Annotated in this window: 26 protein-coding genes; 21 read left to right on the forward strand and 5 right to left on the reverse strand. The window is 57.5% G+C overall.

All coding sequences use genetic code 11. The features are described from left to right. The first annotated feature begins 36 nt into the window (after nucleotides 1-36). Genes AC0J6G_RS05005 through AC0J6G_RS05025 form a run of 5 tightly spaced genes read left to right on the forward strand, consistent with a single transcriptional unit; the run spans nucleotide 37 to nucleotide 2,743 of the window. Nucleotides 37-1,035, forward strand: coding sequence for a major capsid protein (locus tag AC0J6G_RS05005; protein ID WP_475251853.1), 999 nt, complete (start codon nucleotides 37-39; stop codon nucleotides 1,033-1,035). A 1-nt stretch (nucleotide 1,036) separates the two neighbouring features. After that, complete coding sequence (locus AC0J6G_RS05010) at nucleotides 1,037-1,357, forward strand: hypothetical protein (protein WP_475251855.1); 321 nt, start codon at nucleotides 1,037-1,039, stop codon at nucleotides 1,355-1,357. Continuing rightward, entirely contained in the window at nucleotides 1,354-1,818 is a 465-nt protein-coding gene (locus AC0J6G_RS05015) for a hypothetical protein (RefSeq protein ID WP_475251857.1), read from the forward strand. Before AC0J6G_RS05010 ends, AC0J6G_RS05015 begins: the two co-directional genes overlap by 4 nt. Nucleotides 1,819-1,821: 3 nt before the next feature. Continuing rightward, nucleotides 1,822-2,010, forward strand: coding sequence for a DUF7210 family protein (locus tag AC0J6G_RS05020; protein WP_475251859.1), 189 nt, complete (start codon nucleotides 1,822-1,824; stop codon nucleotides 2,008-2,010). Further along, complete coding sequence (locus tag AC0J6G_RS05025) at nucleotides 2,003-2,743, forward strand: phage tail tube protein (protein ID WP_475251861.1); 741 nt, start codon at nucleotides 2,003-2,005, stop codon at nucleotides 2,741-2,743. Before AC0J6G_RS05020 ends, AC0J6G_RS05025 begins: the two co-directional genes overlap by 8 nt. Before the next feature lie 19 nt (nucleotides 2,744-2,762). On the opposite strand, the gene AC0J6G_RS05030 is transcribed toward AC0J6G_RS05025, so the two are convergent. After that, on the reverse strand, nucleotides 2,763-3,083 hold the full coding sequence (locus AC0J6G_RS05030; protein WP_475251863.1) for a hypothetical protein: 321 nt from the start codon (nucleotides 3,081-3,083) through the stop codon (nucleotides 2,763-2,765). Between AC0J6G_RS05030 and AC0J6G_RS05035 the strand changes: the two genes are divergently transcribed. After that, nucleotides 3,082-3,279 (forward strand): hypothetical protein, encoded by a 198-nt coding sequence (locus tag AC0J6G_RS05035; protein WP_475251865.1) that lies wholly within the window; start codon nucleotides 3,082-3,084, stop codon nucleotides 3,277-3,279. The genes AC0J6G_RS05030 and AC0J6G_RS05035 overlap by 2 nt on opposite strands. Before the next feature lie 18 nt (nucleotides 3,280-3,297). Here the strand turns inward: AC0J6G_RS05035 and AC0J6G_RS05040 are convergent, their stop codons facing one another. Then, nucleotides 3,298-3,654 carry an Arc family DNA-binding protein gene (locus AC0J6G_RS05040; RefSeq protein WP_475251867.1) on the reverse strand — a complete coding sequence of 119 codons (357 nt, stop codon included), beginning with the start codon at nucleotides 3,652-3,654 and terminating at the stop codon, nucleotides 3,298-3,300. Nucleotides 3,655-3,724: 70 nt separating this feature from the next. Here AC0J6G_RS05040 and AC0J6G_RS05045 point away from each other — a divergent pair, with 70 nt between their 5' ends. From AC0J6G_RS05045 to AC0J6G_RS05105, 13 genes are all read left to right on the forward strand, one after another. Continuing rightward, a complete protein-coding gene (locus AC0J6G_RS05045; protein ID WP_475251869.1) occupies nucleotides 3,725-3,865 on the forward strand; it encodes a ribbon-helix-helix domain-containing protein in 141 nt (46 codons plus the stop codon). Continuing rightward, nucleotides 3,862-4,833 carry a phage antirepressor N-terminal domain-containing protein gene (locus AC0J6G_RS05050; protein ID WP_475251871.1) on the forward strand — a complete coding sequence of 324 codons (972 nt, stop codon included), beginning with the start codon at nucleotides 3,862-3,864 and terminating at the stop codon, nucleotides 4,831-4,833. The genes AC0J6G_RS05045 and AC0J6G_RS05050 overlap by 4 nt, the downstream gene beginning before the upstream one ends. Before the next feature lie 85 nt (nucleotides 4,834-4,918). Beyond that, complete coding sequence (locus tag AC0J6G_RS05055) at nucleotides 4,919-5,734, forward strand: hypothetical protein (protein ID WP_475251873.1); 816 nt, start codon at nucleotides 4,919-4,921, stop codon at nucleotides 5,732-5,734. A gap of 57 nt (nucleotides 5,735-5,791) precedes the next feature. Then, the gene (locus AC0J6G_RS05060) at nucleotides 5,792-6,091 is read left to right on the forward strand and encodes a hypothetical protein (RefSeq protein WP_475251875.1); all 300 of its coding nucleotides are present in this window, start codon (nucleotides 5,792-5,794) and stop codon (nucleotides 6,089-6,091) included. Nucleotides 6,092-6,192: 101 nt separating this feature from the next. Beyond that, on the forward strand, nucleotides 6,193-9,357 hold the full coding sequence (locus tag AC0J6G_RS05065; protein WP_475251877.1) for a tape measure protein: 3,165 nt from the start codon (nucleotides 6,193-6,195) through the stop codon (nucleotides 9,355-9,357). A 298-nt stretch (nucleotides 9,358-9,655) separates the two neighbouring features. Continuing rightward, complete coding sequence (locus AC0J6G_RS05070) at nucleotides 9,656-10,465, forward strand: hypothetical protein (RefSeq protein WP_475251879.1); 810 nt, start codon at nucleotides 9,656-9,658, stop codon at nucleotides 10,463-10,465. A 10-nt stretch (nucleotides 10,466-10,475) separates the two neighbouring features. Further along, nucleotides 10,476-10,856, forward strand: coding sequence for a hypothetical protein (locus tag AC0J6G_RS05075; RefSeq protein WP_475251881.1), 381 nt, complete (start codon nucleotides 10,476-10,478; stop codon nucleotides 10,854-10,856). Between the two features lie 70 nt (nucleotides 10,857-10,926). Further along, nucleotides 10,927-11,433, forward strand: coding sequence for a hypothetical protein (locus AC0J6G_RS05080; protein WP_475251883.1), 507 nt, complete (start codon nucleotides 10,927-10,929; stop codon nucleotides 11,431-11,433). Further along, a complete protein-coding gene (locus AC0J6G_RS05085) occupies nucleotides 11,433-13,157 on the forward strand; it encodes a hypothetical protein (protein ID WP_475251885.1) in 1,725 nt (574 codons plus the stop codon). The genes AC0J6G_RS05080 and AC0J6G_RS05085 overlap by 1 nt, the downstream gene beginning before the upstream one ends. A gap of 1 nt (nucleotide 13,158) precedes the next feature. Next, complete coding sequence (locus AC0J6G_RS05090; RefSeq protein WP_475251887.1) at nucleotides 13,159-13,584, forward strand: hypothetical protein; 426 nt, start codon at nucleotides 13,159-13,161, stop codon at nucleotides 13,582-13,584. After that, complete coding sequence (locus AC0J6G_RS05095; RefSeq protein WP_475251889.1) at nucleotides 13,581-15,218, forward strand: hypothetical protein; 1,638 nt, start codon at nucleotides 13,581-13,583, stop codon at nucleotides 15,216-15,218. The genes AC0J6G_RS05090 and AC0J6G_RS05095 overlap by 4 nt, the downstream gene beginning before the upstream one ends. 72 nt (nucleotides 15,219-15,290) lie before the next feature. Then, the gene (locus AC0J6G_RS05100; protein WP_475251891.1) at nucleotides 15,291-16,730 is read left to right on the forward strand and encodes a hypothetical protein; all 1,440 of its coding nucleotides are present in this window, start codon (nucleotides 15,291-15,293) and stop codon (nucleotides 16,728-16,730) included. A gap of 23 nt (nucleotides 16,731-16,753) precedes the next feature. Beyond that, complete coding sequence (locus AC0J6G_RS05105; RefSeq protein WP_475251893.1) at nucleotides 16,754-17,461, forward strand: hypothetical protein; 708 nt, start codon at nucleotides 16,754-16,756, stop codon at nucleotides 17,459-17,461. A gap of 494 nt (nucleotides 17,462-17,955) precedes the next feature. Here AC0J6G_RS05105 and AC0J6G_RS05110 read toward each other — a convergent pair whose 3' ends face one another. After that, entirely contained in the window at nucleotides 17,956-18,186 is a 231-nt protein-coding gene (locus AC0J6G_RS05110) for a hypothetical protein (RefSeq protein ID WP_475251895.1), read from the reverse strand. A 56-nt stretch (nucleotides 18,187-18,242) separates the two neighbouring features. On the opposite strand from AC0J6G_RS05110, the gene AC0J6G_RS05115 reads away from it, so the two are divergent. Together AC0J6G_RS05115 and AC0J6G_RS05120 are read left to right on the forward strand one after the other, a co-directional pair. Then, nucleotides 18,243-18,680, forward strand: coding sequence for a cell wall hydrolase (locus tag AC0J6G_RS05115; RefSeq protein ID WP_475251897.1), 438 nt, complete (start codon nucleotides 18,243-18,245; stop codon nucleotides 18,678-18,680). Next, a complete protein-coding gene (locus tag AC0J6G_RS05120) occupies nucleotides 18,680-19,198 on the forward strand; it encodes a DUF2514 family protein (protein WP_475251899.1) in 519 nt (172 codons plus the stop codon). The genes AC0J6G_RS05115 and AC0J6G_RS05120 overlap by 1 nt, the downstream gene beginning before the upstream one ends. Before the next feature lie 698 nt (nucleotides 19,199-19,896). On the opposite strand, the gene AC0J6G_RS05125 is transcribed toward AC0J6G_RS05120, so the two are convergent. Continuing rightward, a complete protein-coding gene (locus tag AC0J6G_RS05125; protein ID WP_475251901.1) occupies nucleotides 19,897-20,904 on the reverse strand; it encodes a helix-turn-helix transcriptional regulator in 1,008 nt (335 codons plus the stop codon). Nucleotides 20,905-21,134: 230 nt separating this feature from the next. Beyond that, on the reverse strand, nucleotides 21,135-21,794 hold the full coding sequence (locus tag AC0J6G_RS05130) for a hypothetical protein (RefSeq protein ID WP_475251903.1): 660 nt from the start codon (nucleotides 21,792-21,794) through the stop codon (nucleotides 21,135-21,137).

The following is a 21,794-nucleotide window of genomic DNA, read 5'->3' on the forward strand; positions in this document are numbered from 1 at the left end:
CGCCTTTGCGGGGTTTGTCATTTCTAGGAGCCCATCATGGCCGAGATTTCCATTTTTGAAGACGAGGCGTTCAGCGTCTCCTCGCTGCTCACCGTCATCAACGAAGAGCACGCACTGCCAGGCCAGATCGCTGGCATGGGCCTGTTCGAGGAGCAGGGTGTTTCCACTACCACTGTTCAGATCGAGAAGGACGGCAACGTCCTAGCGCTGGTCCCAGCTGCGCCACGCGGCGGTACCGGTTTTGCAGTTATCGCAGACAAGCGCCAGTTGATCCCTTTCAACACCGTGCACCTGCCGCAGGTATTTCAGATTCTCGCTGATGAGATTCAGGGCATCCGTGCAGTCGGCAGCATGACTGAGTTGCAAGGGGTTGAAGCAGTCGTAGCGCGGCGTGTTGAAAAGGCCCGCCGCCAGCTCGACCTCACCCACGAGTTCCAGCGTATTGGCGCGCTGGGTGGCAAGGTGCTGGACTCTGACGGTACAACTGTACTGCTCGACATTTACCAGCGCTTCGGCATCACCCGCCCACCGGTGGTATCCATGGGCCTGGCCGATGAGACCACCGATGTAAGCGCCAAATGCGTTGCCGTACTCGAGGCTCAGGAAGATGCACTGGGTAACGTTGCCAGCAGCGGTGCACGCGCCCTGTGTGGTCGCACCTACTGGGCCAAGTTGATTGCTCACAAAAACGTTCGTGAGACGTATCTGGCGAGCGAGGCGGCATCCGCTCTTCGCGGCGACCGCCGCGAGTCGTTCAGCTTCGGTGGCATTCTCTGGGAGCGTTCGCGTGGTCGCTATGCCGGTGAGGGCTTTATCGCTGACGACCGTGCTCGTGTGATTCCAGAAGGCGTACCGGAGCTGTTCATCAGCGCCTTCGCCCCGGCGGACTACATGGAAACGGTCAACACCGAAGGCCTGCCGTACTACGCCAAACTGGAGCGCCTGCCGTTCGACAAAGGTGTGATGGGTGAGGCGCAGTCCAACCCACTGCACCTGTGCACCCGCCCGCTGGCCGTGCGCGAGCTCAAGATCTGACATGGCTGGCTTCGGCGATCTAGTAGACGACATGGACGCCATGATCATGTCGTCACTCAACGATGGCACTTGCGACTACCTGGGCCCACAGGTTGAGTCGCCGGCTTATGGCATTGAAGTCATCATTGATCACAACCTGCAGCGCGTTGGTCCTGACGGCCTTTTCCGAACGGATGCAGTGGGCTTTACATGGAAGAAGCGTGATCTGCCTGCTGCTGTTCGTGGTGGCATTTTCAAGCGCGGCTGCAAGCGTTACTGCGTAGAGGATGTGATCGCAGACGACGGACACATGGTTACCGCTGCCTGCATGGTGGCCTCATGAACCGCCTAACTGCTGCGCGCAACGCGCTGATTGCTCGCCTGTCCGTCATCACGCCCGCCAACGGCTACATGACGGCTGCCGGCGCAAACGTCAAAACAGGGTGGTTCAACGAAGTCATTGCAACAAAAGAAACCGGCTTCCCCCTAATCGTTGTGCAGCAAGCCAAAGGCAAGCCGCCTGAGCAGGGTGCCGGCGTGTTGCGCGTGTTCTCTGGCTTCAACGTGATCGGCGCAGTGGATGTTGGCCTTGATGGTTATGAGGCCGCGCTGGATGACCTAGAACTTGACCTGCTGCGCTGCCTCATGCCATCCGGCGGCCAGTACGTGGAGTGGGCCACCGGCATTGGCGTTACCGGCTTCACCTTGGGCGCCGCAGAGCATTACCCCCCCGGCAACGGCGAGCGCGCCGCCAGCGTGTTGCTGCCCATACACCTACACACCGTCATTACCCTCGGAGAGTGACCCATGAGCAAAGAATTGCAGGCGGCTGCTCAGCAGCCCGCCTTGGTCGAGGTCGTCCTCGATAAAGCCCACGAACACGCAGGCAAGCAGTACAAGGCCGGCGAAAAAATCAAAGTGACCGAAGATCAAAAAGTGTGGCTGACTAAGCACGGCGTGATCGGCGGCCAGCAAAAGGAGCAGGGCAATGACTGATCTTCGCGGCGCTTACCTCGGTGTAGGCAAAATCTACCTGGAAGACTTGGACGACCCGAAGGGGCTCATCTTCATCGGCAACTGCAGCAGCCTCACCTATGAGGCCACCCCGCAGCAAATCGAAGAGCAGGACTACACCACCCCCGGTGGCGGCCTGGATTCGTCCGTGCAGCGTATCCAAGCGCTCAACATCAACTACAACGCCCGGCACTTCAACAAGGCCAACATGGGTCGCGCTATCTACGGTGCCAGCACCGAAGTAGCCGCCGGAACCGTAACCGGTGAAGCGCACACCGCCCACCCTGGCGCAATGATCCTGCTGGCAAACCCTGGCGCTACTGGTGTTGTGGTGAAGGACAAAACAGGCACGACCACCTTTGTGGAAAATACCGACTACGTGATCAACGCGGCGGGATTCCCTGAAGTAATCGAGAGCGGGACCATCACCGCCGGCCAAGAAATCCAAGTGGATTACGCCTACGCCAAGCACGTCACCATTCAGGCGCTGGTTAAGTCCGGTAAACGCTTCCGTATGGTCTTCATCGGCCTCAACGAAGCGCGCTCTGGCAAGCCGGTGGTGATCGAAGTGTTCAAGATCAACCACTCGCCGGCCTCGCTCAGCTTTATCGGTGACGAGTTCCAGGGCATGGAATTCACCGCCAAGGCTGAGAAAGATGCCACTAAGGTTGGTAACGGCATCTCGCAGTACATGACCATCAAGGACGTGGATTGATCGGGCGGCCAAGGAGGGCCTAATCGTCGCGCTGAATGGCTCTGCCCTTCAGCGTGCTGATCTGCCCCCTGATTCGGCTGGGCAGGTCATAGCTTATCTCGGTGTGCAGGCTTTGCGCGCCGCCAGGGTGGCGTAGGTGCTTGCGGTCGCTATAGAAAATGTCGGCAAGGCTCGCGATCCGGGAGGCTTTCTCTGCGATGTAAGCATCGATTCCCGAAAGCTGGGCCGCCAGGAATCGTATGCGCCTGACGGCATTAGGGTTTGGCTCAGCGTAATTGTGATGGTTGAGGATCTGCTCGATTTCTTCGAGATCCTTCAGCGCTTTCTGGAGGTCTTCCATGCCAGTCCCTTTCCATATCCCACCCAGCAGAGTGGAGATTGTCGAATTGATCCATGTGCCCGCTCACCGTGGCGATGGTTCAAAAGCAAACCCCGAACGGATTATTAACCTGTACTTCAGCAAGGAAGGCGAGTTGATGGCTTGCTATGACCCACTTAACGGCCCGCCGGATAGCTACATTGCTGATCAGGCATGACCGCTCCTCGGCTGAGGGTTAGCGTTCGTAGCTCTTTATAAGGTTGCCATCATCATCAACGGTCTGGGAGTGTTCGCCGGTCTTCTGGTCGTAGAGGCGCTCGACGGCCTTTAGCCCGGTCTCTGCGCTGCTGATTAGCGAGCGAAGATGGGCCAGCATGCCAACAATGTTTTCACCGTCAGCTTCATCAGGGTTTTCTTTACGCCACGCCATGTACTCAGCAGCTTCATTGAGCTGATTGTCGCTCGCAAAGGTCCGCTCAAGGCGTTCGACAAGCTCCGCATTGACTGAGCGGTGGTTTTTATCTGCGGATGCCTTTAGCTGCTCATAGAGCTGATAGGGCAATCGGAATTGGGATCGGTATATTTCTTCCATGTCACTAGCTTGACACTACGAAAACTCATTCGTATAGTGACAGTGTGTCACTACATTGGAGTTTTGAGTGATGAGCCAGATAGTTCGTACACAGGTGCGCATACCTGATGATTTGATGGAATGGATTAAGCAGAAAGCTAAGCAAGAAAACCGCTCCATGAACGCACAGCTTGTTGCCTTTTTGAGCCAGCTCAAGAGCGCAGCGTTATGACCGCTGGAAACGAAGAAGCCCCAAGTGCGGGAACACTTAGGGCTTCGGATAACGAGTTCAACTACCAGGAAGAAAACGTCATGAGTAATGCTACCGCAATTCCGAAAGAAAACAATGTCCAGGCCTCGACAGCGAAGATCATCCCGTTCCGTCAGAAAGAATTGCTGCTGGTCGACAATTCCGGTGTGCCATTCGTGCCGATGAAGCCGGTTGTCGAAGGGATGGGGCTTGATTGGAAGAGCCAGCACGCCAAGCTCCAGGGCGGCCGATTCAATTCAGTTATGGTGATGATCACCACAACTGGTTCAGATGGTAAGCAATACATGATGGCTTGCCTCCCGCTGCGCAAGCTGTCCGGTTGGCTCATGTCGATTCATGCTAGCAAGGTCCGCCCCGAGCTTCGCGAAGGCATAACCGCATACCAGAACGAATGCGACGATGTGCTGTGGTCTTACTGGAACGATGGATTGGCGGTACGTACTCACGGCCGTAACGCCATGACCGTGCTTGATGAGCTGATCGGAATGTCCGAGCTTAACGTCATCAAGGGTTTGATTCGCGACAAGGCCAAGGCGGTGCCGGTTGAGCACCGGCTCAGCTGCCAGCAGACGCTGCACAGTCGGCTGCATACTCGCTTCAATGTGCCGCGCACTGAGCTGATTCCGGTTGAACAGTTTGAAGCAGCTTGCAACTTTGTTGCGGCTTACGCGCTGGAAGGAGAGTGGCTGGGCAAAGAACAACCCATGCAGTGCGCTATGGCCCTGGACGAAAACAGCGCCGCCAACTTGCGCGCACTTTGCCACCATGCGGAATGGCTGCTGCGCAACTGGAACGCTACGCTAGCCCCAGCCCTGCGCCATGTACGCAGCCAGATTGAATCGGACTTTCATGAGCACTTTGTTTCAGCCGGCCTGCTGGCCCGAAACCTTACGGCGCCGGTAAAGGCGGAGCTGCGCCGGGCTGGTTAATCGGTAACGCCTTGGGCTAAAGTCCCTCCCATTCAATTGGGAGGGATGCCCTATGCAGTGCCCAAAGTGTAAGTACGAACCAACAATGGTAGAGATGCAGCGCAGCGCTGGGAACTGCATTAAATGCGGCGCCGACTATGAGAGCTATAAGCAAACCCGCTTTGCGTCTAAGCCCGTAAAAATTGCTGGGTTTGTTTTTTTATCGGCCGCTATTTTAGCGGCTGCTGTTTTTGGGTGGCAGTTGAATGACAGCAGACAGAAAAAGGAACTGCTATTTTCTCAGCTAAGTCAGCAAGTCAGAGTTGTTAATGGTTTGGTTGGCGAGCTGTTAGATCAAGGTTCAGGCATGACTCGCGGCCAGTTTTTCGAGAAAGCTAATCGCCGAGTGATTGATATAGATGCAACCATCGCCAAAACTTTGTCGGTAGATGATTCCGTAATGCCTGGGTTGAGTCAGCAGGCGGCAGCATACGGAAAGGCGGCCAGATCATTAATCAAAGCAATTGGGGTGCAGCAGCACGCCGAGATTGCCTTGTCAGTAGCGAAAGCCGGGCATTCTGTTTACGAAAAACACGAAAATGATCCAAACTTTCGGCTGCTACTTAGTCGCACGCCTGCTCAGATTGAGTCGGAGGGAAAGGCGGCGCTTGCTGCTGTAGAGAATGAGCCTGAGCTTTATAAGAAAGTCGACCTGCTAAAAAAGGCTGCTGATATAGGTAATGTGCACACCCTGAGGATTAATTATCTAAAATCAAAGGACGAGGTTGATATTGCAGAATCCTCTTTTGACACAGCTCAAAAGGATTTAGCGAAGGCTGTTGAGCGAATAGGTCTTGTGGGTGCGCGGCTAAATGAAAGTAGTGGGCATAAGTTTCCCGTAGAAAAATGGGAAATTAATTAGTTTTTTTGAATTTTAATAGACCCGCCTCGGCGGGTTTTTTATTACCCGGAGAAAAGCATGAGTGAATTAGGCAGCACCACACTAGTAAAGATTGGCGATAAGGAAGTGATCTGCCGTGAATTGACGGTGGCCGGTGTGCGCCAGCTTATCGCTGCGTCTGGCTCGGGTGATCTGGTCAAGGACGCCTTGTTCCAAGACCTACGCCTCGGCGACCTGCCGGCGCTCACTAACCTCACCGAAAGCGACATTGACGCCATGCGCCCAAGCGAGTTGGCGCAAGTGGTGGCGGGCTGCAAGAAGGCCAACCCCGATTTTTTCGCGATGCTGGCCCGGCTCAAAGCGCAGACGCCAGCCTAAGCCAGCTCGACAACCTGATTTGCAAGCTCACGGTGCTCGGCCATCACCGTGTTTTGGATTACCCCTGGCCACTCTTTTGCCGCGCCTTGAAGGGCTAACCCATGACTGATATCGAACTGCGCCTGACCGCTGACGTAGCCCAGGCCACCAAAGGCGTGGGTGGCTTCCGCAAGGAATATGAGCAGACGGTTAAAGCGATTGAAAAACCGCTGCGCCAGATTGACACCCTGCAGAAGGTGCAGGAGAGCGCCAAGCAAGCCAGTGCCGCCTTCTTTGACGCCCGGCAAAAAGTTACCAACCTGCAGCAGGCTCTGGAGAAAGTCAGCCCGCCCGCCGCCAAGCTTGGTCAGGCGTTGAGCCAGGCAGAAAAGGAGATGAACCGCGCCAGCTCTGCCGTGGATCGACAGAAGCAAAAGCTTGATGCTCAGCGTGCTGCTGTGCTGGCCGCCAAGCAGGCGCTTGATGCCCTCAAGAAGTCTCAGGCCGGTGTCGATGGTGGTTCTAAAAGCGATGGGGATACAGCAGCGATGGCTGCTGCCAAGCAAGCAGTTGCCGCGGCAACTGCTGAGTATGAAAAGCAGCGCACCACCCTTGCTTCCCACCAGCAAGCCCTTAGCGCTAGCCGTGCCAGCGTAAAAGTATTGGGTGATGAGTACCAGGCCGCTACGCAACCGGTTCGCCTTCTGGACGCGGAGCTGAGCAAGGCTGAGCGTAACCTGGCGCGCACCACGCAAGAGTTCGACCGGCAAAAGGTCAAAGTGCGTGAGCAGCGTGCTGAGCTTAAAGCCGCCGGTATAGATACCCGCAACTTGGCCGGCGAGCAGCAGCGTCTTCAAGCAGAGATGGCCAAGGCCCAAGTTGATGGGCGCCGGGGTGAGGCCGTACAAGGCATTCGCGCTCAGGCTGCAGCCTTGGGTCAGCTGGCCCGCGAGCAACGCCAAGCCAACCTGGAACAGGCCAAAGCCGACTTCGGTATCAGCCGTGCACGCCAGTACGAAGGGGCCTTGGCACAGCTTAATAGCCAGTACCAGCTGCTGCGCCGCAATGGCAACTTGACAACCCGCGAGCTATCGATTGCCCAGCGGGCCTACACCCAGCGCGTTATCGAAACCAAAACCGCCATGGGCCAGCTTGCCGCCGAGCAGCGCCGCTTGGGTGCAGGCGGCTCGATGCTGCCGGGTTTGGTTAGCGGTGTGGGCGCGGCTTATGCCACGGTGGCCGCGATTAAGGGCATTGCTGCCCAGGCGGATGCCTACAACCTGATGAGTGCCCGCTTGAAGCTGGCCACCAGCTCGCAGCAAGAGTTCACCACTGCGCAAACCGAGCTGGCGCGTATTGCCCAGGCCACGCAAAGCCCCTTGGCTTCGCTGGTTACGCTGTACGGCCGCATCAGCCGCCCACTAAAAGAAGCCGGGCGCAGCCAGGCCGATATCCTCAAAGTAACCGAGGCTGTGGCCACCTCGTTCCGGGTATCCGGCGCAACTGCCGAGGAACAACAGAACGGCGTCATTCAGTTTGCACAAGCACTGGGTGCTGGTGCGCTACGCGGTGAAGAGTTCAACAGCGTGGCTGAGCAAGCACCGAGATTAATGCAGGCGCTGGCGGCATCAATCGGTGTGCCGGTCGGCGCCCTGAAAGAAATGGCCGCCCAGGGCTTGCTTACAGCAGACGTGGTCTCTGATGCTCTTGTGAGCCAGCTTGAAGTACTCCGCAAAGAGGCAGAGACCCTGCCAGAAACAGTTGGCGGTGCAATGACCGCCCTCATGGATCAGTGGAACATGGCAATTGGCGGCACCGATGTTCAGCCGCTAATTGACCAGATCAAGCGGTTGACCTTGGCCGTATCTGACCCAGCGTTCCAGGAGGCGCTTCAGTTTTTTACAGGTCTTCTTATAGAGATGAGCGCACTCGCCATAGGGCTGGTGAGTGACTTTGCCCGGCTAGGCCCGGAGTTTGGGACTATCGCTGCTGCTATTACAGGAAACCTAACTGAGCTGGATCGCCTAGATGCGAAGATTAAAATGCTACGCACCACCCTCTCAGATTCCGGCCCCACTGACGCTGTCTTTAATTTCTTTACAGGCACCACTGACGAAGAAATTCAGGCAGAAATCAACGCGCTGTCTAAGGCCCGCGCTGCGCTAATTGAGCAGCAAGGTGGCCTCAATGAGGAAATGCAATTCCTTTCTGAGGTCGCTGCTGCCGCCGCAGAAGCCGGCCGCCAAAAAGAGGTGGACGCGAACACCAAGTACATCGGCGAGCTGAAGAAGCTGCAAGGCCAACTGGTTGATGATGCTGAAAAGCAGAGCAAAGCTCTGGTCAGCGCTCAGAAAAAAGCCAACGCCGAGCTGGAGAAAGTCCGCAAGGATCGGCTCACGATAGAAACCCGCTACAAGGAAGCCCTGGCTGGGCTGGGTGGTGAGGGCGAGGCTTCTTACAATGCGGCGCAGGATCTCAAGATTGGCGCCCGCAATGCGCTGCAATCCGGCGATGTAGCGGGTGCCCAGGCCCAAGCCCAAGCCGCCCTGAAAATGCTGCAAGACTTGGCCGCCGCCGGCGAAAACACCTACGGCTTCAGCGGGTTTATTCAGGAGCTGCAAGCCATTGAGCTGGCCGCCAACGACATCGAGCAAACCAACGCAGAGAGCAAGATCGAGGCTATCCGCGAGCAGATCAAAAGCTTGGAGACGGACGCCGCCAAGCTGAAGGAACTGCCGCTTAGTATTAAGTCTGACGAGTCCAGCATCGAGGCTGTGCGCACACAGATACAGGCGCTTGTAACGGAAATGGGCCAGAAGGAGATTGTGCTGCCGGTGCGCGTTGTTCATCCGGACGGGCCAATCCTGAAAGATGTAGCACCTTACTCGGGTGACTTTGTGTTGAAAGACCTGCAGCCGCCCGGTTATGCCACTGGCGGCCGCGTAAACGGGCCTGGTACTGGCACAAGCGACAGCATTCTGGCTCGCCTGAGCAACGGCGAGTTTGTAATGCGCGCTGATGCCGTAAGCCACTACGGCCCCGAGCTGCTTGCTCAGATGAATGCCCGCCGCCTGCCGAAGTTTGCCGAGGGCGGCTACGTCAGCGAGCGGGCTCTGCCGGCTATACCAGCGATGAGCCCGGCGCTAATGGAAAGCGCCGGGCCTCGGGATGAGGTGCGCGTTGTATTCGATATGGGTGGCGAGCAGATCAACGTCACCGCCCCGCGCAGCGAGGCGCTGAACATCCAGCGGCTTGCGCGAAAGTTCGCTCGCCCGGGGCGGCGCTAGTAATAGCAGCCCGCCCAGCACCTATTGCTGGGCCGCCAAGTAAGAATTGCGAGGTGGGCGCCCAGGTTCTTGACTATATCGCTGTTGGACTTATCCACAGCTATGGGTAAAAATCACCCGAAGCGGTATTTTGCTTGGCTTAAAGGGGAGGCCGCATGCTGAGTCTAAAAACCAGAAAACGAGAAGAATACGATGGCCTCTAGAGGCTGGGTCTGACTTGCGAGGTCAATCGTTTTCGCTCCCCGTGTCCGCATGATTTTTTGCGGCAAGGCTGCCAAACCATGTACAGGTGATTTAGATGGCTGTTCCCAAGCTAAAGTTAAGTGAGCTCTCTAAGGCTAGGGGTGAAATCCTAAGCCACTATGCGCAGTGCGGTCAGTTTAATGAGTTAGCATATAAGAAGCTTGAGAGCGAACTTAAAGATCTTTGTAAGATGCATGATTTTGAAGGTAGTGCTCGGGTAGAGCTTGGGCTTCTTCAAGCGATGCGATTCAAATATGATGACGCAATGCATAACATTCGCAGGGCTGGACAGATCTTTGGTGCTGGTAGTAAGTACGCTTTGCTCGCTGAAATAAATGCAAAGCTTTACTGTTGGGATGTTAAAGGTGCATATGAGTGCATGCACAATACTGATTTTGAGATGTCGCCTGAGTCAGTTCGTGAGCTTCGAATTATGGCCATGCATGCCGGCATGTTTTGTCTTGCAGATAAGTGCAATGATAGATTGTCAAAAATGAATGTCGATTTAGCGCCTGAGAATTTTACAGGCGTCGATAAGCACTCCGTGGAAGATATTAGAATTGGCGCTGAAATAATTCGCCGTAATGGTCTTACTGATTTTGACATATCCGAACTTACACACGTAGCAGCGCAGGTTGTGTCGAAGTATTCTCTAGGAAAGCCATTTGTGGTTTACGGCTACTCAGTGACTTACGATGCGGGGCTGCTCTTTGAATTTCCTTTAGATCTACCAGTTGATAAACTTGTTGAAATTGACTGGGAGATTTCTTCGGCACTGGTAGATACTTTTGAAGATCCTCTAGGTGAGGTGATTGCTTTTTCAACAAAGCCTTTTGGTATAAATATGTTTAAGTGGGCGTCTTAAAGGGATTTTTATGGCGGTTTTATCTTGTGATTTCATGACGGTTGCCAACGATTTGTTTGGTAACTCAAACTGTGATGAAATTACTTTGCGCACTATTATAAATAGAGCCTACTACTCCACTTATCATGAGGCTAAATTAACAGCTGATGCGCTTTCTCTAGCCCTAGGCAAGACGAATACGGGGGAGCATGATCAGTTGATATCCCGTTTCCAGGTAGGTGGCAAACGCCTTAGCATCATCGGCAATCGGATGTATGCACTCAAGAAAGCCCGTGCAGATGCCGATTACAAAATTTCTGAGTCCATAACTTCTGCTGAAGTTACTAAACACCTAGCAGGTTGCAAGGCTGTTATAGATCAGCTGGTTTCGCTCAGGGCGTCCCAGTTATAAGGCCAGTAATCAGTTGAATAATTTTAGAGCCCGCCACTGAGCGGGCTTTTTACTGCCTGGAGTTCCCCCAATGTCCGTACCCCTCATGCTCGGCGGTGTGCCGATTGTGCTGCATGCTGGCGCCCCGGATTTGACCGAGCAGCCCATTGGCGGCTGGTCGCAGGACCGCATGAGTGACGGCGCCCTGGTCAAGCAAACCCACTGGGAGAAGGCCAGCGGCACCATTAGCGCTCAGGGCTGGATGCCGCCGGGCCTTGATGGCCTGGACTACAGCGGCCCGCTTGAGTTGCGCACTACGCAGGTGAGCAACATCCAGGGCACTGGCCTGGTGTTCACGCTCACCAGCACCCCGCGCCCAGACCAAGCGCCATGGGCGTTTGCCCTGGTTGATGAGCAGTGGGTGCCGGCCGCTGTGGTCACCGTTGAAGGCGTTGCCACGGTACCCGCGGTACCCGGTGCGACGCTGTATCAAGTGTGGTGGATGCCGGTGTATTCGGTCTTCGCCAGCAAGCCGCCTAAAACCCAATCCTCGGGTGCTGGCACGCAGGGTTGGTCCATCAGCTGGGAAGAAGCCTAATGCTTATCGGTTTCAGCCAACTGGGCTCCGCACCCCTGGGCAGTGCCGGCGCAAGCGCTGCGCCTATGCCCGAGCCGGTTTATGTGGTGCGCGGTATCTCGTTTGTATGGCGTGTGCGCCTGCTGGTGGGCGGTGTCGATCTTACCCAGCTGCTGACTGGCCTGATCGATATCGACCGCGAAGAAGGTGCCGCCGGGGTGGCGGGCTTTAGCCTGTTGCTGCCGCCTGGCCCTGTTGTGCCACCGGACTGGACCGGCAAGCCGCTTGAGCTGGATTACATCAGCCGCAACCGTGAGGGCGTGGTGACCACAGCGCGGCTGTATACCGGTACGCTGGAAATGCCAGCCTGGGACAGCACCACCCGCATTCTGTCGTGTGAGTGCAGCGATCAACGCCAGGACAGGGTAGAAGCGCTGACGATCGAGCAGATCAACGCGCTGATCCCGGGCACCTGGTCGCCTGATGCCTTTGAGCCGCTTGAAGGCCGCAGCCGCTGGGAGTACGCCGAGGAACTGCTGAGTACGGTCACTGCCTCGCTGGATTGCTCAGCAACCGGTGAGCTGCGCACCACCAGCTGGTACGCCGGCCCGGCTGCATTCGTGTTCGGCCCCGGCACCACGCTGTACAAAAGCGTGCAGATTGATCTGCAGCCGCAGGGCGCGAGTAGCAATAAAGTCGAAATTGAGGCCAGTTACCGCTACCCGCGTTTGTATCAGCACAACGTGCAATATGGCTGGTCGCACCCACAGACAGGCGGCAGCGGCGGTATTGCTGGGTTTTGTAACTGGCGCACCTGGACGAGTGAGCTGCCCACTTCTGACATGATCGAAAGCGCCATCAGTGGGGCTGGCCTTACTGTTGTTGGTCGCGTGGGTGGCTTCAAGCTGCCGGGTAACATGGCCAACCCATGTGGCGATGGCAACGCCTGGGCAAACCCCTTCGACAACCTATGGCTTTCGCTCACTGCAAGTGGCGCGCTGCGCTGGGTGCAATCGGTAACTCATCGCTACACGCTGACCATGACGGCCGGCAATCTGCAAACCCCCGTTATTGTGCGTGAGTCGAGCAGCTTTGAAATTGAAGATAGCCGAGCTGATGACTGGGAGAGCAAGCCGCCAAGTGGCAATGGGCGGATTGAAGATCTGGCCGATGAGAGCCGTCGAGTCAGCTTCTTATCGTGCTTGCTGAGCAAGGGGGAGGCCACGCTAGTGAGCGCCCACCGTGGCACCACCCTAAGTTGGCAAGTGCCCACGGATATGACCCTGGCCGTTGACCTCACCCATACCTTGCGCCTTGACGATACCGCCAAAGCGACGGGCAAGTGCCGCCGCATTCAGCACAACATAGACCTTGGCTCAGGCCGCGCCGTAACAACCTTGAGCGTTGCGGTGATGCGTGGTGGTGGTGTGGCAGACCCGCTCACGGTGCCGGCCGCGCCGGATACTAGCCTGCCGCCGATACCCGGCTCAGGCGGCTCGCTGCCAACCCAGCTTGGCGGTCGCCGTAATGACCCGATCAGCGGATTCCCGATCCCGCCTTATGACGAAGAGCGTCTTGGTTTCTCGGGCAACTGGGACGCCAAAGATGACCTGACCGCCGAAGACTTCCCGCGCCGCTTCAAGGTTGCGGGTGTTGAGGTCGGCGCGATTTATCGCGATGAGCTGATTGCTGAAGTGGCCGCCACCTATCGTGTGGCTATCCCCAACGACCCGCTGGAGCTGTGACATGACCAACGCAGAAAAGCGCCGGGCATCCGGCGCCGCTAATGCCGCCGAGCGCCGCGCCAGTGATGGTGCCGCTGCCCGCCGCGCAAGTGGTGACGCCATGATCGAGCGGCGTACCGGCAAGAGTCAGGTTGATGAAATCAATTCCGTGGTCAATAAGCCGCGGGCACGCCAGGGGTTGCGCCCGGTATCGCCGCGCGGACCGTTGGCCGCCCAGGTTGGCACTGGTACGTATACACCGCCTGCTACCGGCGGTGGCGGCGGCATCGCCAGCCCGCTGACCGAGCAAAACTACGCGCTGCGTGAATACTGGCCCAACGGCGAGTACAGCAATGACGGCTTGCTCACACTGCCTGCGGCTAAAAAACTGGTGCTGGCCGATGCTGATGGCGCAGAGGTCATTATCAATCTGGCGCAGCCGGTATGACCTGGGGCAACCCGCACCGGGGGCTGGCGCGCAACGGAGCCTTAGCGCTGCCCGGAGGCTTTGTTCGGCCTGTACAGCAGCCCGGCGGCGATGGGCTGACCGATGCATACGGCAACACACTGCTACAGCGCGGCCCCAGCGCCGCAGTTAGCCGCACGCCGGACGAGTTAGCCGACGATGCCGCGCGGGGTTACACATGGCGTACGGATGCGCTGATCGGCGGTGGCAACATGGACCTCTACGGCCACACCGTTGGCGGCTACGTGTACTGCTCGCCCGATGGCAGCCGCTGGCTGATCGAGGCCGCGCAGCTGCCTAACGTGGCCACCGATCAGCCGCTTACTCTGAGCCTACAAGTGCGGCGCTTCGGCGATTTTCGCAGTCCGGCGGCAGAGCCTTTCCAGCTCATTGCCACGCTGGCGGACATGGGGCAGGCGGACGAAGACCCGCAGCAGAGCATCGGTAATCAAGCGGAACTGTCTGTGTGCGACATCCGCCCGGACGGCAGCGCCGCGTTGCTGATGCTGTGCGTGCCGGCGGCCGTATTGCAGGCGTGGCGGGAGGGGCGGCAGGACATTTGCCGGCACCCGATGGGCTGGCTAGAGCTGACCATTGCCGGCGGCGTAGACGGCCTAAGCGCGGCACTGACCGTTGTGCGCACTCGCATTCAAACCCTGGGCAGCCAGTCGCTTACCCTGCAGAACTGGTCAGGCGTCGGCAGCCACACGCTCGCCGGACAGGTGACGACAACTCAGGGCTTCGACGGCTACAGCATCGACACAACAACGTGGGTGGCCGGCGCAGGCGCCACCTTTGGTTATGACAGCCTGAACCTCGCCGATAGCGCGGCGTTTAGCGGGCGCATTTTGGCGCTGTGGTACTCGCCGACTGGGCTGGACGAGGTGACGGTTTCGCTCAGCTACAGCAGCAGCGGCGGCAATGAGGTGCCGACAGAAACAACAACGGGCCAGCGCGTGGTACGCCGCGATGATGACGGCGGCCCCGTTACCGTGCTGGAGGATTCGCTCTACCAGCGCATCGACCGCGCCGGCGAAATCACCAGCACCCTCACCGTGCAGCTTGCGCTCAACGGCAGCGTTGTTGATCAGTTCAGCGGCAATGCCAGCAACGCCTCGGCATTGCGCCGGGTGGTGGTGGATTCAGCTGGCGGCCCCGTTGGCGCTACACGCACAGAAACGGGCAGCGGCACGCTAGACGGCCAGTCGAGCAGCATCGTGCAGAGCATGCCAACGGACATCAACACTGCTTTTTTTGACCCCTTACTGAATGGCCGCATGAGCGTGCGGTTTTCAGGCAGCACTGCAAACCTAGCCCGTATCGCCGTTCTCAGCTCTGGCTGGGGCGGCGAGATTTTCATGACTGACTGGATAGCGGCGCAGGCCACGCCACGCCGTTACAGCAATAACCTGTTGGCTCTAGTCGTGAGCAGCGGTCCGTTTGATTTTCAAGCCGGCAGCTACAGCTACGTCCACCGCACCGGCCCGGCCGCCCACCCAGGCGGCCTCCATAGCGGCGGGCTTGCTTCCGGCGCTCAGGGCCGATTTTACGGCAGCTACAACCCCGCCACCGGCCAGGTCATGCGTGACCAGGATGAACCCGTCTGCTGGATATAACCGAGGTAACCCATGGATTACGTGAACAACTGGAGCCGCCCGCTGACGCTGGCGCTCGGCGCGACTACGGCCGTGCTGGATTTGCCTGATGGCACATACCGGCTTTGCATCAGCAATGCCGACCGCTCGCAATTTGAAGTGGTTGATGCTGCAGTCGTGAGCGGCACCGCCGCGCTAACGCGAGGCCTTGAGGGCACCGCCGCGCAAAGCTGGCTTTCTGGTAGCACGATCACCGCCTCGGTAACTGCCGAGATGCTGGAGAGCTTCGCGGCTGCGGGCGCGACTTGGGGTGGGATCGCCGGCTCCCTGGCCAACCAGGCAGATTTACAGGCCGCGCTAAACAGCAAGGCTACAAGCGCGCAAGGTGCCAAAGCTGATTCTGCTGTTCAGCCCAGCAGCCTGGCCGAGGTCGCTACCAGTGGAAGCTACTCAGACCTTGCCAGCAAACCATTTATCCCGGCCGCGCCAGGCGATATAGGCGCCGGCACAGCTGCGCAGGGTGCGCTTGCTGACACAGCGGTACAGCCTGCAGCACTAACAGCAGGGCTGTCCCTAAAAGTCGACAAGGTGGCGGGCTACGGCCTCAGCCAAGAAAACTACACGCCGGACGAGAAGGCTAAGCTGGCAGCTTTAGACGGCAGCCTGTGGAAGGGCGAGTATCCGACACTTGTTGCGCTGCAGGCTGCGCACCCAACTGCAGCGCCAGGAAGCTCTGCGAACGTCGATGCGGGTGCCGGCGACCCCGTACTGCGCTATATCTGGGACGACAATGACGGCGTGTGGGTGGCGCAGGCAGGCAGCGCTGATCCTATAACAGCAGCTCAGGTAAAGGTGCTGTACGAAATCAACGCCGATACCAATGCCTACACCGATGCGGAAAAGGCAAAGCTCGGAGGTATTGCCACGGGCGCCACAGCCAACACGAACACCGACAGCTTGAGCGAAGGCAGCAGCAATTTGTATCACACCGCTGCTCGCGTTCGGGCTGCCGTACTAACTGGCCTTAGCCTGGCATCCGCGGCGGCGGTATCTGCGACCGATAACGTGCTATCCGCTATCGGCAAGCTGCAGAAGCAAATCAGCGACCTGACTACAGTGGTGGAGGGCAAGCAGGCCGCGCTGGTCAGCGGCACCAATATCAAGACCGTCAACGGCCAGTCGCTACTGGGGGCTGGCAACCTGACCGTTTCAGCAGCGCCGGCACCCGTCACCACCGAGTCAACAACCGCTCGCACCCTTGGCGTGAACGATGCGGGCGCTTACATCCGGTTCACAAACGCAGCAGCATCCACCGTCACGGTTGCTCCGCAAGGCCAAGCGGCATGGGCTGCCGATACCGAGGTACACATTCGGCGCGCTGGCGCCGGCAATCTAACCCTAGCCGCAGGCGCAGGCGTAGCCCTAAACGCTCCGAGTGGAGGAACCTTAGTTATGACGGATCGCATGAGTGCAACCATTAAGCGCGTAGCGCCTGATGTGTGGGATGTGATCGGCCAGACGGTGCCGGCATGATCCCCGGCATAACAGCGGGTCAAATGCGCCTGACAGCCGCCGCAACGGACTCTTTGTGGGCTTCCGTAATGGGCCTGTGGCATTTTGATGGTGCCGCCGGGGGCACTACCTTCATCGATAGTAAGAATGGCCAGATTGCAGAGAGAGTCGGAGCCTGTGTCTTGGACGATACAGTTAAGGTTTTCGGGCCGACAGCACTAAGGCATCCGACTGGAACATACCTGCGCGCCCCTAAGAGCCCGAACACGGCTGGGTTCGGCTATTCGGACGCTTGGACGGTAGAGGGTCGGGTTTACTTCGATGTCGAGGGAACGGGGGATGTTGACGCCGGTGTTTTTGAGCTTTCCGCTAGCGGCCCTTACCAGGCGGGAATGTATTTCAGCCGGTATCTCGGTAACTGGTCTGCCTTTTGCTATGCTCAGGGTTCCGCGACCGCTTACGCGGCGTATAATTTGCCCATATCGCATAGGCAATTTTTCTCCTTCAGACTAGTTAGCACTGGCAGCAGTTTTGCTATTTTGATTAACGGTGTATTGATTCCGCTAACTCCGTTTTCTTTCGGAGCCCGGAATTCTTCCGATTACGGTTTGCTAATCGGAACGGCCAAGGCTTCACTGGCCAGCGAAGGAAATTTAGCGGTAAACGGTGTGATTGACGAACTGCGAATTACTAAAGCATCTCGCGGGGTTGAGGCATATACACCGGACGCCGTGCCGTTCCCGAACGGGTAATAGCCGTTGTGTAAAATCGGGTATATCTGCCCGCCCCGCGCGGGCCTTTTACGATGTGGATGTTTAGCGCTTACGGGTAGAGCGTGATCGGCTCGGCATAGTAGCCTTCCTCGCCCACGGCGAAGCCTTCGGGCGCGGCGTATAGTTCAGGCGTCTGCTGAGTTTCGTAGGCTCTTATAGGTTTTGGGCCGTCGCCTGCTCTGAGCGGACAATCCAGATTTGTTTGCTCACGTTCGCTCCGTGGGTGCCTGGAGGCCCCCAGAATATACCGCTACAAGATAACTACTAAGGCCCAGAGTAGTCCGTTTGATGATTTATTAAGAGCCCGCACAAGTGCTATTGTTCAAGCAACATCGCCAAGACAGGAAGTCACGTGCGCACGTTTATCATCACCGCTGCCCTAAGCCTTATTCTTCTCCGGGTCATCCTGGGTATCGCCGGTTATCACGTAATGCCGCCGTTCTAGCGCCTCGCGCTACGTTGCACCGGGTGCGTTAATCCGTTGGCATCTGCAGCCTGGCCTCGATCTGCTCAGCTTCAAGTAGCAGCTTGTTAGAGATCGATCTGATCTCTGCATAAATGGCCACGCGCTCTTCTGCCGTGAGCCGGTCTTCTTTGTTGAAGTCGTGTTCGTTCAGGTCGATATCGGCCAGTGCCTCGGCTGCGAGCCTGGTTGCTGTTGCGCGTATCAGGCTCGTTCGCTTTCGCCCAAATCTGAGTGCCATTACCACCTCTTATCAATGCCCGCCCTGTGCGGGCTTTTTGTTGCCTGGAGAAAAGTATGACTCAGCGTGACCGTGACATTGATGTGCTGGCCCGCACGATATGGGGTGAAGCCAGAGGCGAAGGGCTTGCCGGGCAGATCGCCGTTGGCTGGTGCATCCGCAACCGGGTAGAGATTGATCTGCACAATGATGGCAAGCCTGATTGGTGGGGGGAGGGGTATGCCGGTGTGTGCCGCGCGCCATGGCAGTTCAGCTGCTGGAACCGCAACGACCCGAACTCGGCCTACCTGCGCGGCGCGAAGCAGATCCCGGCCGCGCAGTTCATCCAATGCCGTGAAGCTGCGCTGGCAGTTATAGATGGCCATGAGAAAGACCCGACCGGCCAAGCCACTCATTACTACTCAACAACCATGAAAGACCCGCCAGCCTGGGCGAAGGTGGCGACGCGCACCTGCAAGATTGGGCGCCACATCTTCTTTAAGGATGTGCCGTGATGGCCGGCTGGTTGAAGCTGGTCCCGGCCTGGGGGTACTGGGTGCTGGCGATGTGCATTGTTGCCGGCACCCAGCAGTTGAGGGTTGCTGCTGCAAAGTCAGATGCTGCTGGCGCTGTATCGGCGCTTGCCGACTACAAAACCGAGGTGGCCGAGCGTGACCGCCGAGCGGCCGTGGCAGCCCTGCAGGAAACCAAGCGCCGCATGGCGGCCATTGATGAGGTGAAGAGGCATGCTGAACAGCAACTTGAAGTGGCCCGCGCTGATGCTGCCGGCGCTGGTGCCGCTCTTGAGCGCCTGCAGCAGCGCCTTGCCGCTGCCGAACAGCGCAGTCGAGCAGCCGGCAATACCATCACTGCCCAGCTCAGCCAGGCAAGTACCGCCACTGCCCGAGTGCACGCCGACCTGCTCGGCCGGCTTGGTGAGGCTGCTGGACTCTATGCAGCCGTCGCCGATGAAAGCCGAGTAAGAGGGCTTGGGTGTGAAGGTGCATTTGATGCCCTAGGCGGGGGCGGTTAGCAGAACGCCAGAAAGCAAAAAGGCCCGGCACATGGGATTACCCCCATGTGCCGGGCCTTTTTTTGTGCCTGCGATTTGGCTGTAAATCTAAGGCAAATAAAAAAGCTGCTGAAAAGTCGCTGAACTCGGCCCAAAACAGCCTTAATCCACAACAACTTTCAGCAGCTTTTTATCTGTAGCCCAGTATTTCCGGGCCTTGTATGGTGGAGCCGGGGGGATTTGAAACCCCGGCCATTGCTGCGCAAAACCACCGCTGCAGGCCGCGTGCTGTGGTTTGCAAAAGCACAAATAATCTCGTTTTTTGCGGCGCGTGAATGGTGCTATTCTCTTTATGTATCAACAGCTTAGCGCTGTAAAGGCTGTAGCATGGGGTGCAAGGGGTCGAGTGTTCGAATCACTCCGTCCCGACCAAAAAACCCTAGAAAATCCAGTCACTTAGCGGTGACTGGATTTTTTTATGGGCGGGTGTTTTGTCTGGAGCCGGAATTTTGTGCCACTTTTTGTGCCACCGCAAAGTTTGGCAGCAGATTAGAGTGGCACAACTAAAAGAGCATGGTTCGCTGAGCTCATTGGGCTGCCTGAGCCATCGCGAGTATGAAGCCTTACTTGAGGTGACTCATCCACAACCTCGAAGCCGTGTTCAGCTTGACGGGCCGCCATGCTTTGCTGCCGATCTGCCTTAAACGTTAGCTGATTGGTCAGCTTTCTTGAAGCTCTAGAGCCGAGCGTAAACGCTGGCTTATTTCATCTCGTAGCTGTCTGGGCTTTCGAATCTGAATCGAGCCCGCATGAGAAAGAATCCACCAGCGGAGTTCCCAGCTGTCGTTGACCGTTGCCGTCAGGCGAGCACCGCCGTCCTCTGGTGCGAGAAGCATGTCGTTTGACAAGGGCGTCTCTGCAAGGAGCCGGCTCAGACCCTCGTTTATCCAGGCTTCAATCACCATCTTTGCCGGTGTGCCGAATTGCATTGCACCGCTGGCTAGATAGGTCTTCAGATTGAAACCATTAGGCTTGTTCGCTGCAACTGAGGTCTGTTGCAGTGCTTTGAGTCGGTGTAGTGCAAACTGGCGAACGTCCTCGAATGGCTCTACCGTCGCCAGCAGGTACGTCACCTGACCGCGTTGCACGAGTGCGAGCGGGTTGAGAGTGAACTCATGGTGACGATCCTTGTGGGCAGCGTAATAGCTGCACTCAAGTTGCTTGTTGTGTAGGAGTGCTTCCTGGACTGTCTCCAGGTGCGTTTCGTCAACTACTGGCGGAACTAGAGCCAGCTCGGGGTTCACCGTAGCTACCTTGTCCAGCCAGCTGGCTGTCGGGACTTCCTCGCCCAAAGCCTGCAGTTTCAGGCGAGCTTGCTGGAACCTAGGCTCTAGGGTTTTCAGTAGGTGGTTTGGGATCAGAGGGCGCAGACTGCCCTCCATCAATTGCAGGGTCAAAGCATCGCTCAGGGATAGTCCAGGTAATTCGGTCGCGCTGCCTGGTACCCAATACCAGCCATACGGCAAGCCTTTGTCATTGCACTGCAAAGGAAACAACTGCGAGAGCTCGATCAGGTCGCGCTCAACTGTGCGCTTGCTGGTTTCATGCCCAGCTTCCTGCAAGCGTTGCAGCAGGTCGGATGCGGCTAGGCCCGGAGGTTTGTTGGGCAAGAGCTTGAGCAGTTCCCACTGACGAGCAAGCGTACGGCGGGATGAGTTATTGGGCACCTGAGCATCCCTTGGCTATGTGTTAGCAGATGATGTCTTTTGCTCGATGCCAGCGCAATTAGCGGCTGCAGTCTGCTCAGGGTGACGCAGCTGAATGGTTGGCATCCCTGCCGAAACGGATGTCGTGCAGGGGCGTTCGTGGGCACCAAATTCATTTCCCTGGCTGAAAACGTCATCTAGGCGGTCAGCGTAGGTTTCATCCTGCATCCCTTATGGAGGGGTGATCCGAGTCAACCGATCAGGCTGGTTACTGTTTCTCCCAGCAGCATGACCTTGGCGGGCTCGTCCGGCAGGATGGCGGTACCAAATACCATCGCCTCAAGATTGGGATTCATTTCCTCCGCGACTTCTGCCAGTTCGCAAAGCGCATGTAGGTCAGGCATCTCGTTGTCGATGAGTAGCAGGTAAAGCGTACGGAAGTCATGGCAGGGTAGGTGCAGCAGTGGCAGCGGACTTGTGTAGTCGAAGTCCGAAAGTGAGAAGTGCAGCTGTCTGCCCCTGCTATGGGACAGGAACTGGCAAAAGTCGGTGTAGTTGCGACCAGGCCAGTCACATCCCAAGGCTGCATGGCGAACATAGCGAACGACCTGTGCGGACCAGGCTTGGAATTCGGTAGAGGCGATGTGCGGCGCCGGCAAGATCTGGTAGCCACGCCGTCCAAGCTCCCGGGCGCGGGGAGCCGGCTCGATGAAGAACACGTGGCTAGCGTCGTCGTCGTCAGCCAGATAATGCAGAGGGGCGTTGATCACGAAGGCTATATCGCTGGGGTCGAGCAGGGTACGTTGGTGCTCCCAGTTGAGTCGCGTATGTATGGATTCACAACGCGAATTGAAATCCATCACGCGTAAACGCAGCGGCAGTGGAGGGATTAGGTTGCTCAGGTCTGCCAT

Source organism: Pseudomonas sp. TS_SC_3, assembly GCF_056156225.1.